At 65.3% G+C, this 12,505-nt stretch carries 21 protein-coding genes; 12 read left to right on the top strand and 9 right to left on the bottom strand.

Annotated features, from left to right (window positions below; translation table 11 throughout):
* Positions 1-10: 10 nt before the first annotated feature.
* The 11 genes from H4281_RS10145 (at position 11) to H4281_RS10095 (ending at position 5,935) form a co-directional block, all read left to right on the top strand.
* A complete protein-coding gene (locus tag H4281_RS10145; RefSeq protein WP_182890610.1) occupies positions 11-409 on the top strand; it encodes a hypothetical protein in 399 nt (132 codons plus the stop codon).
* The gene (locus tag H4281_RS10140; protein ID WP_182890609.1) at positions 402-1,064 is read left to right on the top strand and encodes a hypothetical protein; all 663 of its coding nucleotides are present in this window, start codon (positions 402-404) and stop codon (positions 1,062-1,064) included. The genes H4281_RS10145 and H4281_RS10140 overlap by 8 nt, the downstream gene beginning before the upstream one ends.
* Positions 1,064-1,585 (top strand): hypothetical protein, encoded by a 522-nt coding sequence (locus H4281_RS10135; RefSeq protein ID WP_182890608.1) that lies wholly within the window; start codon positions 1,064-1,066, stop codon positions 1,583-1,585. Before H4281_RS10140 ends, H4281_RS10135 begins: the two co-directional genes overlap by 1 nt.
* Entirely contained in the window at positions 1,582-1,818 is a 237-nt protein-coding gene (locus H4281_RS10130) for a hypothetical protein (RefSeq protein ID WP_182890607.1), read from the top strand. Before H4281_RS10135 ends, H4281_RS10130 begins: the two co-directional genes overlap by 4 nt.
* Positions 1,819-1,998: 180 nt before the next feature.
* The gene (locus tag H4281_RS10125; RefSeq protein ID WP_182890606.1) at positions 1,999-2,550 is read left to right on the top strand and encodes a hypothetical protein; all 552 of its coding nucleotides are present in this window, start codon (positions 1,999-2,001) and stop codon (positions 2,548-2,550) included.
* A 126-nt stretch (positions 2,551-2,676) separates the two neighbouring features.
* Entirely contained in the window at positions 2,677-2,886 is a 210-nt protein-coding gene (locus H4281_RS10120) for a hypothetical protein (protein ID WP_182890605.1), read from the top strand.
* Positions 2,887-2,985: 99 nt separating this feature from the next.
* Complete coding sequence (locus tag H4281_RS10115) at positions 2,986-3,594, top strand: hypothetical protein (RefSeq protein WP_182890604.1); 609 nt, start codon at positions 2,986-2,988, stop codon at positions 3,592-3,594.
* A 272-nt stretch (positions 3,595-3,866) separates the two neighbouring features.
* Positions 3,867-4,445 (top strand): hypothetical protein, encoded by a 579-nt coding sequence (locus H4281_RS10110; RefSeq protein WP_182890603.1) that lies wholly within the window; start codon positions 3,867-3,869, stop codon positions 4,443-4,445.
* 7 nt (positions 4,446-4,452) lie between these two features.
* Positions 4,453-4,788, top strand: a complete 336-nt coding sequence (locus H4281_RS10105; RefSeq protein ID WP_182890602.1) for a hypothetical protein — start codon at positions 4,453-4,455, stop codon at positions 4,786-4,788.
* Positions 4,789-4,992: 204 nt separating this feature from the next.
* Positions 4,993-5,409 (top strand): hypothetical protein, encoded by a 417-nt coding sequence (locus tag H4281_RS10100; protein ID WP_182890601.1) that lies wholly within the window; start codon positions 4,993-4,995, stop codon positions 5,407-5,409.
* A 259-nt stretch (positions 5,410-5,668) separates the two neighbouring features.
* Positions 5,669-5,935 carry a hypothetical protein gene (locus H4281_RS10095; protein WP_182890600.1) on the top strand — a complete coding sequence of 89 codons (267 nt, stop codon included), beginning with the start codon at positions 5,669-5,671 and terminating at the stop codon, positions 5,933-5,935.
* A 541-nt stretch (positions 5,936-6,476) separates the two neighbouring features.
* Here the strand turns inward: H4281_RS10095 and H4281_RS10090 are convergent.
* A complete protein-coding gene (locus H4281_RS10090; RefSeq protein WP_182890599.1) occupies positions 6,477-6,713 on the bottom strand; it encodes a hypothetical protein in 237 nt (78 codons plus the stop codon).
* Positions 6,714-7,492: 779 nt separating this feature from the next.
* Between H4281_RS10090 and H4281_RS10085 the strand changes: the two genes are divergently transcribed.
* Positions 7,493-7,753 carry a hypothetical protein gene (locus H4281_RS10085; protein ID WP_182890598.1) on the top strand — a complete coding sequence of 87 codons (261 nt, stop codon included), beginning with the start codon at positions 7,493-7,495 and terminating at the stop codon, positions 7,751-7,753.
* 719 nt (positions 7,754-8,472) lie between these two features.
* Here H4281_RS10085 and H4281_RS10080 read toward each other — a convergent pair.
* From H4281_RS10080 to H4281_RS10045, 8 genes are all read right to left on the bottom strand, one after another.
* A complete protein-coding gene (locus tag H4281_RS10080) occupies positions 8,473-8,847 on the bottom strand; it encodes a helix-turn-helix domain-containing protein (protein WP_182890597.1) in 375 nt (124 codons plus the stop codon).
* Positions 8,844-9,554: a hypothetical protein gene (locus tag H4281_RS10075; RefSeq protein WP_182890596.1), complete on the bottom strand. Its 711-nt coding sequence runs from the start codon at positions 9,552-9,554 to the stop codon at positions 8,844-8,846. Before H4281_RS10075 ends, H4281_RS10080 begins: the two co-directional genes overlap by 4 nt.
* 258 nt (positions 9,555-9,812) lie before the next feature.
* Complete coding sequence (locus H4281_RS10070; RefSeq protein ID WP_182890595.1) at positions 9,813-10,313, bottom strand: hypothetical protein; 501 nt, start codon at positions 10,311-10,313, stop codon at positions 9,813-9,815.
* A complete protein-coding gene (locus tag H4281_RS10065; RefSeq protein WP_182890594.1) occupies positions 10,291-10,536 on the bottom strand; it encodes a hypothetical protein in 246 nt (81 codons plus the stop codon). The genes H4281_RS10070 and H4281_RS10065 overlap by 23 nt, the downstream gene beginning before the upstream one ends.
* Before the next feature lie 12 nt (positions 10,537-10,548).
* Complete coding sequence (locus H4281_RS10060) at positions 10,549-10,965, bottom strand: single-stranded DNA-binding protein (protein WP_182890593.1); 417 nt, start codon at positions 10,963-10,965, stop codon at positions 10,549-10,551.
* On the bottom strand, positions 10,966-11,139 hold the full coding sequence (locus tag H4281_RS10055) for a hypothetical protein (protein WP_182890592.1): 174 nt from the start codon (positions 11,137-11,139) through the stop codon (positions 10,966-10,968). It lies immediately after the preceding gene.
* On the bottom strand, positions 11,136-11,660 hold the full coding sequence (locus tag H4281_RS10050) for a zinc finger domain-containing protein (protein WP_182890591.1): 525 nt from the start codon (positions 11,658-11,660) through the stop codon (positions 11,136-11,138). Before H4281_RS10050 ends, H4281_RS10055 begins: the two co-directional genes overlap by 4 nt.
* Entirely contained in the window at positions 11,657-12,385 is a 729-nt protein-coding gene (locus H4281_RS10045; protein WP_182890590.1) for an LvrA C-terminal domain-related protein, read from the bottom strand. Before H4281_RS10045 ends, H4281_RS10050 begins: the two co-directional genes overlap by 4 nt.
* Positions 12,386-12,505: the final 120 nt, after the last annotated feature.

The following is a 12,505-nucleotide window of genomic DNA, read 5'->3' as shown; positions in this document are numbered from 1 at the left end:
GGGAATCTCAATGATCACTGAGACTGTGTGCCCTGTCATCTGTCCGCCGCTCGGTCCGGACATCGCGAGTCTGGTGCCCGGCGACACCTTGGGCGACAGCATCGTTGTGGCGTTCGGCGACTTGGAAGACCACGACGTCTATCACTGCTGGGAATGCGGAAAGGCATTCCTTGACGGACAAACTGGCCCGGTCGTCCGTTACGGCGGACCAGACGACGACCCGGCGGACCTTCGCGGGTTCCACGAACGCTGCGCCGAGCAATACCGCAAGCGCTGTGTTCCGTTGGTAGTCACCGTCCATCCGGACGGTACAGCCAGCGTGACAGGTCCAGGGAGCGACGTTGGTCAGACTGGCACCGTGACTGTCCGGTTGAAACTCCGGACACCGGAGAGCAAGACAGATGACTGACGCGGCTTCGGTTGAAGATCCCACGTGGTCCGTCGGGGATGACATCGGCGACGGCCTGAAGGTCGTCGCGGTCGTTGAGGCTGTGGGAGCGCGCGGGCTGATGTGCTGGTGCGCCGATTGGCAATGGAAGCCGCACGCCCGAGCCGAGCACGGCACGTTCCGGCCGGGGACGGAGATCGTCTACGCCGCACGTGAAACTGACCCGTTCACGGTGGTGGCCTTCCATCCGCGGTGCGTGGAGAAGCACATCGACTTCACCGACCCCATCGTGCGAGCACCCTGGGGAGTTGTGGTTACCGGTTACCGGAGTTTCTCCGCAGCCTACTTCTGGGACAGCACCAGGGCCGGAACTCGGAAATGGGTGGACGACCGCCCCGGCGTCACCGTGCAGGCGTGGCTGCGGTCGTTCACCAACGACCGTCGCTTAGAAGACGATCCCGAATATCTGTACGTGGAAGACCCGGCCAATCCGCTGTGCGAGACCACGAACGACGCAGGCATCCCATGCATGGAGCCCGCCACGTTGCGACTGGAGTTCACCACAGGCTTGGTCGCGAACGTCTGCTGGGGCTGTTACACCCCGATATCGGCCGCGGTGAGCGGAACTGAGTACACCGAGGCGTTCATCGAACGCCCTTGTCGAAAGGAAGAATGATGGAACAGCTTCGGCACACCACCGACGAATTGCTGACCCGCCTGCGCGGCCTGCTCGCCGAGGCTGACGGTGCGCCAAAACGTTTACTCTCGGGGCTCCGCGAGTCGATCGAGGCCCTGGACGCAGCACTCTCGACCGGTGCGCCGCTTCCGCGCGCATGGCAACGCTCCGCAGGCGACATCGTGCGTCGCACGGCGTCCGCGCCCTCGCCGCCGCCGACGACGGTCGAGCCGAAGATGGAAATCGGTCCGCTGCTCGTCGTGACGACCGGCAATCCGCACGACTATGAGGTCTTCGACTGCTGGCACTGCGAGGGGGTGTTCCCCAGGAACAGCGTCGCGGTCATCGCCCGCTATCCCAGCGAAACCGTGGAGGAAGCGCCGTACGCGCTTCACTCGAAGTGCGCGGAGGAGATCCTCGACAGCGACCGGCCCATCGTGGTCACACTGCACCGGGACGGCACCGCCTCAGTGACCGGCCCCGCCGACACCGCAGTGACCGTGGTCGTGGAAACCGCATGACCGACGAAGCGAACCGCGCACGGGACTTCCTGTTGCTGATGAACCTCAAGGCGTCCGGGAATCTCAGGCACACAGCCGGTCGCTGGGAGTACCTCGGCCACCACTACCCGCGCGGCCAACGCACCCGGGCTTGGCTGCTTGCGAACCCGACCGCGGCAGCCGGATACGAGCGGCTGCTCAAAGCCGGGCTGATCGCCGTCGATCCTGCGGGCAACGCGGAGTTCGTCGGCTAGCACACCGCTGCTCAAGCGCCCGGACGCTCGCGCGTCTTCGCTCGCTGCCGAACCTGCTAAGTCGGCCGCGAGGCGTGGCTACACGAGCCAACACAAAGGAGGAACCCGCTCATGCCTGGAAAGTGGATCAGACGCGACCCCGACACGGGACAGGTCTGGAACGAATACACCGATGAACAGATGTCCAAGCTCCTGCGCACCTGCAACCCGGACTCGCCCGAGTACCTCGCGCGCCCGCGCGGTGCCACTCGCGTGTTTCGCGCCGACCACCGGACGATCGGGGTTCAAGTGGTCGGGCGCGACGTCGACGACGTCCCGTTCTTCTGGGAGTTCGACCTTTACGAGGGATGGGCCGAGCAAGGCCGCACCGAACCGCCACCGGTCGACATGGCTGACGCCGCGTGGCGGATGGGGTTGCCGGTTCTGGACTATCTCGCCGCTCCCGGTTCGGCGACTGCCTATGCACGGCGCACAGTCACGGCCGAGCGGCGGCACGCTGTCGAAGCCGCTGAACCTCTCGTTTCCACGCTGCGTCTGGACGCCGACCGCGCCGCGGCCGTGACTCAGGCAGTGGTGGAGATCCTCCTGAAGCTCACCAAGGGCAACGAGGACCGTGCGCGGGAGCTGCTCGACCAGGCGCTCCTGTCGAGCGTCGCGGAAGCCCTTCCGCCCATGCGGGAAGCGTGGCACGCGGAAGACTTTGCCGCCCGCTTCGCTGACGGGACTGTGTGACCTCGCTCGCGGCCGACTCATCGGGAGTCGGCCGGGTGCGTGGCTACATGGCCGACACCAAGCGGTGGCATCGGCGAAAGCCGTAACGTTTGGTCGGCACCGGAGCCGACCACCGTAAGGAGAACCATGGAGATCAAACATCCCGACAAGCACTACCCCGAACTCACCTTGCGCGAAGTCGAGGACTGCGCCAGCGAGGTCAGATGGAGGGTTCGGATGCTCCGGGAGAGCCGCCGTCAGGCTCTGCTGCTGGAGCAGCTCGTGAGCGCGGTCGGCGGCAACGGCGAGAAGCTGGAGCAGGTTCGCGAGCATCTCGCGCACTGGGATGTCCAGTGACGGCGGCCGGGCGGCCCAGAAGCCACCACCCAGCCGGCTGAGGGAACTCCCCAGCCCTGGCACACCCGTCCGCGACGGGCGAGAGAAGGAGAAAGACGGTTGGCAAGCAAGGCAGTACGCATCAACCAGGGCATCCTGGACTGGCTCATGGAGAGCGAAGAGGGTGCCGCGGCGCTGGAGCCGTACCGGGAGGGCGAGGAGCCTGCGGTGACGCTGTACCGGCACCTGCACTCGCTCAAGCGGCAGAGTGACGGGTCGGTGCTCGCGGCCGCGCTCACGTCCGACGAATTGGAGACGCTGCGCGACGCGGCCGATCGGATCATGAACCCGTCGGATGCGGGCGAGTCCTCGCGCGGGCTGCGGAACTCGGCACGAGTCCTCATGCGCCAGTGCTCCCAGGCAATCGCGGCAGGGCCGCCGCTGGTGACCTCGATCAACCCCGAAGATCGGGGTCCGCTCGTCGTCGAGATCGAGCACGATCCGCTGGTCGCCCTGCTGGCTGCGGCCGACAAGCAGGTCGAGCAGCTGAAATACGCATTGGCCCTGGCGGAAGACCAGCGGTCGGCGATACGCCGTTTGAGGGACGAAAAGATCGCGCATCTTGCCGAGAAGTACAACCACACGCAACTCGGAAAGATGTTCGACCGGACCGCCGTGCAGGTCAGCCGCATAATTTCCGCGCAGACCGACGCCAAGCAGGAGGAGTGAGCTGTCAACCTCCAGATGGGGTAGCCCGCTCGGGAGACCGCTACAGGGCTGGGTAAATCACGCAGGGTAACCGATGGAATCACCGGAATGGCGCAGCCGATTTCGGTAGAAATTTCCGAGATCAAGTTCTAACGTCGCGTTGCGAGTCGAGTTTCAACACCGGGCGACTTTCCGCGACTGGCGCGGGGGGTCGGCGCGACGGGGGCGCGGGGCGATGACGCCGCCTGCGCCTTGTCGCACAGCAACAATATTCCGAAAGAAATGGAGAGTTCATGACGGCCTCAGTCGTGGAGACCGAATACCCGAGCGCGGAGCGGATCCAGTTCATGGGCCGGAAACTGCGCGAGCGCATGGGGCAGATGGGGCTCACCTACAAGAAGCTGGCCGACAGCTGGGAGGTCAGCATCGGCACTGCGCGGAACACGGTGTACTGGCTGCCGGAGGCGTCGAAGCCTCCGGCTCGGATTCCGGAGCTGGAAACAGCCCTGGAGCTGCCGCAAGGCAGCCTCGTCGACCAGTACTACGCGGAAGACGTCGACCCGGAGTACTGGGAAAATGCCGCATCCGGTCCCAAGTCGAAGCCGAAGCCGAGGAAGCCGACGGCGCAGCGGACGGCGACGAAGATGTACGCGAAGACCACCTCGCCGCTCGCCGTTTCCTCGCCGCGCACGCCGAAGGAAACGCCGGCCTTCTCGCTGCCGCCCGTGTCAGCGAGGCCCGCGGACGGCGGCCTGCTGAAGCAGCGCGTCACCCAGTTGGAGCGCGTTGTCGAAGTGCTGGTGGAGCAGCTGGCCGAGCTGTCCGGAGCCGACCCGGGGAAACTCCTCCGGGACCGCGGCATCGAGGTGTAGGCGAGCCGTGAAGAGGGCCGTGCTGTACCTCGCGGCACTGGCCGTGCTCGGGTGGTGTCTGGGAGGCGCGTTGCTGCGGCCGGACACGGTGACGATGTCCGGCCATGTCTGGGCCTCGTGCGCGGAGCTGGCGAACCGTCCGGCACCGGCGGTGTCCGATGAGGACGGGACGGGGCTCGGCGGGTCGGCGAGCATGTACGTCACCACGACGCCAGGCGGATGCGTCGGGCGGTTCGTCGTCTCCGGTGTGCCGGAGAAAGAGCGGTACATAGTCGCGGTCGGGCGGATTTCCGCACCCGTTCCGCGAGGGTCGGTCGGCACGGTGGAGCTGTCCGGCCGGTGACTCCGCCGGGCTCTTCGCCCGGCAGCACTGACCACGTGGGACGCGGCGGGCGAACTGATCTCCCGCCGCTCCGTGGTCGGCCTCGGTGCCCTCGTCGGGCTCCGTACGGCACCTCTCGACCGAAATCAGTTCAATCCCCAGGACGGCGATCGTCTGTCTCATGTCGACGCCGCGCCCGCTTTCTCAGCACAGGAACGGAGAATCATGACTAACTCGGCGACCGACAAGGACGAGTACTTGGCCAGCATCCCGTTCGAGTGGCTTTTCTGCCGGGGCTGGGGTCATGACGTCGACAAGCCTTCAGTGCGCCGCCGAAAGCTACGAACCGGCGGTTTCCTGGAGCAGCTCAGGGGCCATGCTCGGGCTACCCACTGCGTGAAGTTCCATTGCCACAACGGGTGCGGATACTACGTGCGCCAATTGTTCTACGTGAGCCCGAGACTGATGAAGTTCGAGGAACTTGACCCGGAGGTGCGCTACGACAACCCCGACTACAACGTTCGAGGGTTCCGGGTGACGCGCGCAGAAGCTCGTGAATTCTTGCTGCGGCACGAGCTTGACCGGGTGAAAGCCACGCTGTCCGGGGCCGGGCGGTCCCGCGAACTCTCGGCGGTGGGCTGAGCAGAAAGAGGCTTTTCGCCGACCGGCGCGGGGGCGTCGGCGCAACACCTCGGGGGAGACTGAACAGGGAGTGCCCTGCGCGATTTTGCGCAGGGGGCGTCTGGGCGAAACCGTACCATCGTGCACACGCCCGCGCATTGCCCGGCTCCCGATTTCCTGTGCCACGGAAGCGGTTTCCGTCATTCTTCGTCGCAATGCGACGCAATTCATTTGCTATCGGAGGCCGTCCATGCCTGGCCGTGTCCAGGACCCGCTTCACATGACCAAAGCCCGCCTGAGATGGCTGGAGGCGATCGCGCGACGGGAGTACTTCACGGTTCTCTCGGAGGTGAACGGCCGTCGCCGGTGGATGCCCGCAGGCGTCGGCGTCGCCGCCGACACCTGGCTGACGTTGCCGGAAGTCGCGCCGCTGTGGACGTCGGAACGCACTGTCCTGCCCGAACGCGAGCGGCTTTACCGCATGACGCTGACGTCGGCGGGCGAGAGCCTCCTGGCTCGATGGCGGGCGGAGAAACCCGCCGGGTGACGCGCCGCACCCGGCTGCCCCGGGTGGCACCCGGTCCCGTAGGGGGCGACCGGGTGCCACCCCTCACACCGAAACGGAACACGCCATGAACCTGGCTGACATGGCCGCGAAACGTAACGTGTTCGCGGCGACCGGCACAGGAACACCCGCTGGAGCGTGGGCGTGGGCCAGTCGCCTGCTGGAGCTGTTGCCCGACGAGATGCCGCGCGTCATTGTTGATGTGGACGACTTCGGAATCGACTCGGGAGAGAGCGGGCAGGACTATCTTTCAGCGCTGTCGCGTGCGCTGACCGCGATGGACGCTTGCGTCCTATTCGTCGAGGGCAATCACGAAGATCACGCTCGCCTTCGCGCGCGCCGCCAAGCCCGCAGTTGGCGAGCCCGTAGAGATCTCCAAGCGCATCTGGCGGCTGCCGCGCGACCTGCGCTGGACGTGGCGCGGCCCGACGTGGCTCGCGCTCGGTGCGGCGGCCTCAGTGGACAAGGCGTTCCGCCGGTTAGGCGTCATTTGGGTTACAGTCGGCGGCCGGAGTCTTAGGCATTAGGAACGAATCGTCCTGACCTTGGAGGTGTCCCCGCTGAACGACAGACCGTGCAAGGTATCTGTCAGAGCTTTGTAAGCTGCGTCACGGGCTCCTTCGGCAAAATTTCGGCGCGACTCCGGAGATGCCACTTGGAAGCGTTCTTTCCATGCCTTGCTCGCATGAAGCGTCACCGAGATCTGGTCTCCATCCAGTTCGACGACCACGCGGAACCGGCCAGAGTCTTCGTCGGCCATGCTCAGCTCCTATCTGCCGAGAGTGAGGACGACAGAGTTTAACGCCTGGTCGATGTGAGGCCAGTCTGATCGATGCAGCGGAACTTTGGCTCTACGAGAAACTGTCGAGCGAGGCGTAAGCATCTGCAACTCTGGGTAACCACTTCACTCTGCCGCGCGACGTCCCGCCTGGCTGTGTATGCGCTATCACTAGCAACGGCCGTTCAAGCCTGGCGGCCTTGCGCTTCCGCGGATCGGGTGACGGCGATCTTCCTGAAGATCGGCCGCACCTGTGCGCCTGCTCGAATTCCGTTCGACAGCCGACGGGGCTCCACGGTGCGCGCAATCCGTGGAGCCCCATCTTCAACGGGCTTTTTGGGTGTCGTTGTTGAGCTACAGCGGGAACGAAACGCAGGGATATCCGCCGATGTCCACACCATTATTGTACATTTGCCCGCAAAGCTGGGAGGCGCCGGGAAGGTCGACTCCGAAGTAATCTTCTGCTGAATGGCCCTCGAAGACGTGCCTAATAGCCCGACCGTCGGGGTATCGGAGATCGATCGCTACGTGAGTAATTGGGTTATGGTAGTCGTCCACTGGTCGTACTTGTGCAACAAGGACGTGGTTTCCATTCCCGTTGACCCCGATGCACACATTGTAATTGCAACCAGATTGATCGAGTGGGCCTGCTGCTCTCGCACTGGAAGCGTCGGCGGAGCCACCCATCGCAGTTAGCCCTCCTATCAGGAGGACCGATCCTATCGCTGCGCGAAATATACCCTGAATTGCTCTCAATTTAATTGATCACCTTGACTGGTTTGATTGAGTCGCGTAATGCGTCAGAAAGACAGCGCCCTGCGAAATATCGTGGTCATTTCATTGTGCTGCCTTCTGGCGTCGGACATGGGCGAGTAGATTATCTGCGCATCCGCAAATCTCTAGAAAAGCTGCACGTCAACGATGGGCGCGTTGGCGACTTGATTGCTCTGCTGGTGCGGGCCGAGGGTGAACGGGTCTCCACCACCGTTGTCGTAAGAGAGAACAACGGTATAGTTGCCTGAGGAGACCGCAAGCACGCGAGCAATTCGTCCGGTCCACGAGCGCCCAGTTCCATCGAAGCAAAGATATCCGTCAGGTGTTGAGAGCACCGCCTGTGTGTTGTGGTTTGTGCAACTCACTGGTTGCGTGTCTGCGCTAGCTACGCCAACTGCGAGCAATGACGTCGTAATCGACGCAGCCAGAACCACGCCGGCCCGCCGCATCAGTTTTCCATTGCTGGAACGCATCGCAATCTCCCTGAATGTTATTTTTGACCAGTTTTCCCATGGTCGGCATGAAGCAAGTTCTGCCAATTGGGCAAAGGTTCAAAGATGCCCGTATGTAAAAAATAAGAACTTGCAAGAAGGGGCTGCAAAATGAGAGGGATCGCCTATTATTCGATCCGAAAATTTGGATTAGAGTAATCCGTAAAAGTTATACTGCAAAATCCCCTCATAATTTACACCCTCCCCTGAGTGTTGCATTAACGGCCACAGAGCCGCTCATACGTGTCAGAGGCTAACCAGATGCGACTGCATCGCGCAAGTACCAGGCTGAGACTTGTCTGCCAGCTGTTGATCTTTCACTCGCACGTACCAGCGAACCGGAGCACCAGACCTTCATCTGGGCTATGAGAACCTGACACCGGCGCACCGCTGTCAGGTTTCTACCAGGTGGCGGCATGGGGCCGGGAGGAGCACGGGTTGTCACGCATAGGGCTGAGGTGACCCAGTGCGCTGAGTTACACGTGGCCGTTCCGTGCCCTGCGTCGGCGCTGAGCGGTCACGTACTCGCGCAGGTCGGCGACGCGATACCGCGGGCCGTCCGGCGTTTCGATGACTGGAAGGCCCTTCTCACGCCACGAGTAGATGGTCCGCCGGGCAACACGCATCTCCTCGGCCGCCTTTTCGACGGTGACCAGGTCCATCGGATCGTGGGTGCTCGCGGCGGGAAGAACCCACGCCTGGCCGGCTACGGACATCTGGGCATCCACGCGGCGGCACTCCTCGGTATCTGCCGCGCGTAGCGCCTGGCGGTAGATCTGGGCGACGCGGCGGGCGCGGTCGAGCGTCGTATCCGCTGGCCACGGCCACGTGCGATGTCGGTTGGTGGTCATACGGCAGTCACCGTCTTGCGATCGACGAGGGCGAGGCAGAGGGTTTCATACTCCGACCACGTGTAACGGCGAGCGCATTCGCTGCACTCGATCAGCTCGGACCCGTCCTCCCGTTCGAGCGCCATGGCCTCGCACCGGGGGCACGGCACGGGGAGCTTGTGCACGAGCCGCGTCTGTCCCAAGTAGAGGCGCGCCTTGTGCCGGAGCCGGAGCATTTCCAGCGCGCCGTCCAACCCGTCCCGGGTCACGAGGACGCGGCGGCCGTACTCCCAGCGCACGTGCTTTTCGTCGCGCAACGCGAGAAACACGGACTGCGCTCCGGCGAGGAGTTTGCAGGAGCGGTCCAGATACCAGCCGGGCCGGACGCGGCCGGCGAGCCGCCATTCGTGGTTGAGGACGGCGGCGACGCTGCCCGCCCACAACCCGGTCTCCGTGACCATGTCCCGCTGAAGTGCTTCGACGTGCGGGCGCAGGGGGATCGGCAGTTCCCGCGTCATGCGCACGGGCTCCCCGCCGACGGTCGACCCCTTCCCCAGGATGAGGTTGAGCGCGGCGTAGTCGGCGGGGAGTTCGGCGATGGCGCGCTCAACCTGACGGGCGCAGGTGTCGCACAGTCCGCTGGCCGGATTGATGTGCTTCCCGACCCTGCGGCCATCGACTTTTTCGTGGTCGGCGCAGAATTCGCCGCGGTAGCATCGATGCTCCATTTCGCCCTTCCCCGGTTGTCGCGTAACGTCGGCACCGGACGGACGTCTATGGCTGCGTTCCTGTCGAGAGGCCCCCGGCTACCACGGGGGCCTCTGCTATTTTCGGCTAGTTCGCATCGTCGTCAGTCGCATTCGATCGCACCCAGCACAGAATGGTCACGGTGAATCCGAGCACCATCCACATCACCTGAGGGTCGAGTGTCCAGAGGAACAACCCGATCATGGCTGCGGCGAAGCCGATCGGCAAGGCGCATCCCCTCACGCCGATTCCGCGTATGTGGGGGTGCCGTATCCGGCGCGGAGGAGCAGCGGCACCAGGTGCTGGAGTTGGAGCCGGACGGGGATGACGACCGAGCTGCGGCGCAGCGGGCTGCCGAGGTCGCGGGTGGCGAGCTGGCCGAGGTCGCCGATGGGCAGGTACGCCCACCATCGGGCCGGGTCCGATTTGCCGGGGCGGCGGTGCACGAGGATGCCGTAGTCGGCTCCGGCCGCCACCGCCTGCGTCTCGGTGTCCACAAGGGCCGCTTCGATGCCCGCGTCGCTCATGTCGGCGACGGCCTTGCACTGCCACACCAGCCCCGGCGTGCCGCGGATGTCGCCGCAGTCCTCCGAGGCCCGGTCACTGGTCTTCCACCCGGTGACGACGGCGCGTTCGGCACGCGGCCACCAGGCGCGCAGGAATTTGGCGAGGTCGCGTTCGGCCTGGGCTCCGCGGTTGCGGTTGGACCTGCCGATCTCAGCCGCTGTTCGTGTCCGCACCGCCCGCCCCTTTCGCGTCTTCCAGCACGTGCACGACGGCGCGCGCCCACCTGTCGCGGGCGACGTTGCTGTCCCTGAGCGCGTCGCCGATGCTGACGAGCGCGCGGGTCGCGGCGACCAGACCGCCGTTCAGGCTGCGCAGGTGTTCCGCAATTGCCTCGGTGTGCCGCTCGATGTCGGCGAGCGCGCGGGCTTCCGCGCCGCCGGGAGTTGTCTTTGTCATCGACTGTCCTATTTAGAACGGTGGATCGCCGGCTGGGGTCGTCCAGGCGTCGTCCTGCGCGCCCGAGCGCGCGGCTTTCTGCACTTTCACCGTGGCGTAGCGCAACGACGGTCCGATCTCGTTGACGGTCATCTCCACGACCGTGCGCTTGTCCCCGTCCTTCTCGTACGACCGTTGGCGGAGCGTGCCGCGCGCCACGACGCGCGAGCCCCGGACGAGGCTCTCGGCCAGGTTCTCGGCCTGCTGGTTCCACAACGAGCAGCGCAGGAACAGCGGCTCGCCGTCCTTCCACGTGCCGGACTGGCGGTCGAGGGTGCGCGGGGTGGAGGCGATGGTGAAGTTCGCGACGGCGGAGCCGGAGGGCGTGAACCTCAGTTCCGGCTCCGCGGTCAGGTTTCCCACGACGGTGATTTCCGTTTCGCCCGCCACTTAGTTGGCCTTTGCGGCGCGGGCGGCGGCGACCTTGGCGCGGAAGTCCGGGTCGTCGGCCATCTCCCGGAAGGTCTCGCGGATGCTCTTGGCGACGGTCAATCCGATGCTGACCCCCATCAGCACCGCGTTGAGGAGCTTCACGATGTCGGTGGCGTCCTTAATTTTCGTCATTGCTGTCCTTCCTGGTCGGCGCGGGCCAGTTCGACCCGCGAGGGATGGAGATCGCGGATCTCCACGTACTGGCCGCGGCGGTGCCCGCGCGCGAGCTGGCGCGTGCACCGGCGGCCGACGGCGGCGTGGCAGTACGGGCACGCGTACGCCAGCGCCGCTTGTTCCTGTGGGGACGGTCGCCGGGCGACCCAGCCCAGGCGGGCGGCGAGGTCGCGGACGATCACGCGAATGCGCTCCGGGCTCGCCGGATTGGCCGGTGGGGAGGGCAGCGCGGCGCGGGGCGGCGGCTGGCTGCGCGCCTCCCGGATGCGGCTCGTGACGTGGCCGGGCATCAGGTATGCGGTCGAGGTGGCGAAATGATTCAGGATCGCTTCGCGCGCCTCGTCGAACGTCCAGAGCGCCCGGCGGCTCGCCTCGTGCCACGCCATCACCTGGGCGTCGCCCGGCTTGCGGTGGTCGTAGGCCATGGCGATGGCCAGCAGTTGGCGTATCTCGCTCTCGGTCGGTGGGTGCGGGGTCATGGCGCTTCTCCTGGCGGCAATTCCCTGCGGGGCGGCTCCGGCCCTCTAGCGACAGGCGAGCCTCGCAGGAACTGCGCGATGCGTTCGTCGTTCTCGGTCACGGTTCGCTCCCGCTGCCGGACTTGCGGCTCGTCCAGCCAGCAGCCCTGGTTGAGCCAGGTCGCGGGGTTCTTCGTGTAGCGCGGGTTTTCGTCGTGCCGCTCGCCCGCGTACCGCTTCGCTCCGGCGATGACCATGGCCGCGTCCGCGCCGTCCTTCATCGCCTTCGCCCAGGCGGCTTCGGCCGCTTTGCGGGCGACGCGTTTCGGGTACGCGGCGTAGAACGCCTCGAAGTCCGGGTCTCCGCGCGGAGAGGGAGATGACGACCGAAGGGAGTTATCTCCCTTCGGGGCGGGACGGGACGGGGTAGCGTTAGTAACGCCGTCAGCAACGGCGTTAGGTTTGTCCTCTAACGGCGTTGATAACGCGTTACTAACGGCGTTAGGGGCTTGGCCCTTCTGCTGGTCGCGCGTCTTCTTGCGGTACGCGAACCGTCGTTGCCGCTCCGCGTTCTTCTTGCGGTCTTCCTCGACCCGGGCCTTGCTGGGCTGGTAGTCGAGGTAGTCGTGGATCGTCCATCCGTCGGCGGCTGTGGACCACACACCCCGTCTCACGAGTTCGGCGACGAACCGGCCGGGACGCTTCATCGTTCGCGGTGCTGCCGCGTCGAGGTCTGCTTCGGGCACCCAACCGTCGGTGAGGTTGCGTGCGCACCAGCAGATCGCTGACACGTGCAGTCGGAACGCTGGGTCCGACAAGCTGTCCACCTTCCTGTGGATCGGGAACTGGTCGTCCAGGCGCACCCA

The sequence above is a fragment of the Amycolatopsis dendrobii genome (assembly GCF_014145675.1).
In the GTDB taxonomy this organism is placed as follows: Bacteria; Actinomycetota; Actinomycetes; order Mycobacteriales; family Pseudonocardiaceae; genus Amycolatopsis; species Amycolatopsis dendrobii.
Note: the sequence above shows the minus strand (reverse complement) of the source record. Positions and strands in the feature narration are given on the sequence as shown.

Bases quoted from the DNA above. Each gene is read 5' to 3' on its own strand.
- H4281_RS10145 (WP_182890610.1), top strand. From the start codon at position 11: ATGATCACTGAGACTGTGTGCCCTGTCATCTGTCCGCCGCTCGGTCCG.
- H4281_RS10140 (WP_182890609.1), top strand. From the start codon at position 402: ATGACTGACGCGGCTTCGGTTGAAGATCCCACGTGGTCCGTCGGGGAT.
- H4281_RS10135 (WP_182890608.1), top strand. From the start codon at position 1,064: ATGGAACAGCTTCGGCACACCACCGACGAATTGCTGACCCGCCTGCGC.
- H4281_RS10130 (WP_182890607.1), top strand. From the start codon at position 1,582: ATGACCGACGAAGCGAACCGCGCACGGGACTTCCTGTTGCTGATGAAC.
- H4281_RS10125 (WP_182890606.1), top strand. From the start codon at position 1,999: ATGTCCAAGCTCCTGCGCACCTGCAACCCGGACTCGCCCGAGTACCTC.
- H4281_RS10120 (WP_182890605.1), top strand. From the start codon at position 2,677: ATGGAGATCAAACATCCCGACAAGCACTACCCCGAACTCACCTTGCGC.
- H4281_RS10110 (WP_182890603.1), top strand. From the start codon at position 3,867: ATGACGGCCTCAGTCGTGGAGACCGAATACCCGAGCGCGGAGCGGATC.
- H4281_RS10100 (WP_182890601.1), top strand. From the start codon at position 4,993: ATGACTAACTCGGCGACCGACAAGGACGAGTACTTGGCCAGCATCCCG.
- H4281_RS10095 (WP_182890600.1), top strand. From the start codon at position 5,669: ATGACCAAAGCCCGCCTGAGATGGCTGGAGGCGATCGCGCGACGGGAG.
- H4281_RS10090 (WP_182890599.1), bottom strand. From the start codon at position 6,713: ATGGCCGACGAAGACTCTGGCCGGTTCCGCGTGGTCGTCGAACTGGAT.
- H4281_RS10080 (WP_182890597.1), bottom strand. From the start codon at position 8,847: ATGACCACCAACCGACATCGCACGTGGCCGTGGCCAGCGGATACGACG.
- H4281_RS10075 (WP_182890596.1), bottom strand. From the start codon at position 9,554: ATGGAGCATCGATGCTACCGCGGCGAATTCTGCGCCGACCACGAAAAA.
- H4281_RS10065 (WP_182890594.1), bottom strand. From the start codon at position 10,536: ATGACAAAGACAACTCCCGGCGGCGCGGAAGCCCGCGCGCTCGCCGAC.
- H4281_RS10055 (WP_182890592.1), bottom strand. From the start codon at position 11,139: ATGACGAAAATTAAGGACGCCACCGACATCGTGAAGCTCCTCAACGCG.
- H4281_RS10050 (WP_182890591.1), bottom strand. From the start codon at position 11,660: ATGACCCCGCACCCACCGACCGAGAGCGAGATACGCCAACTGCTGGCC.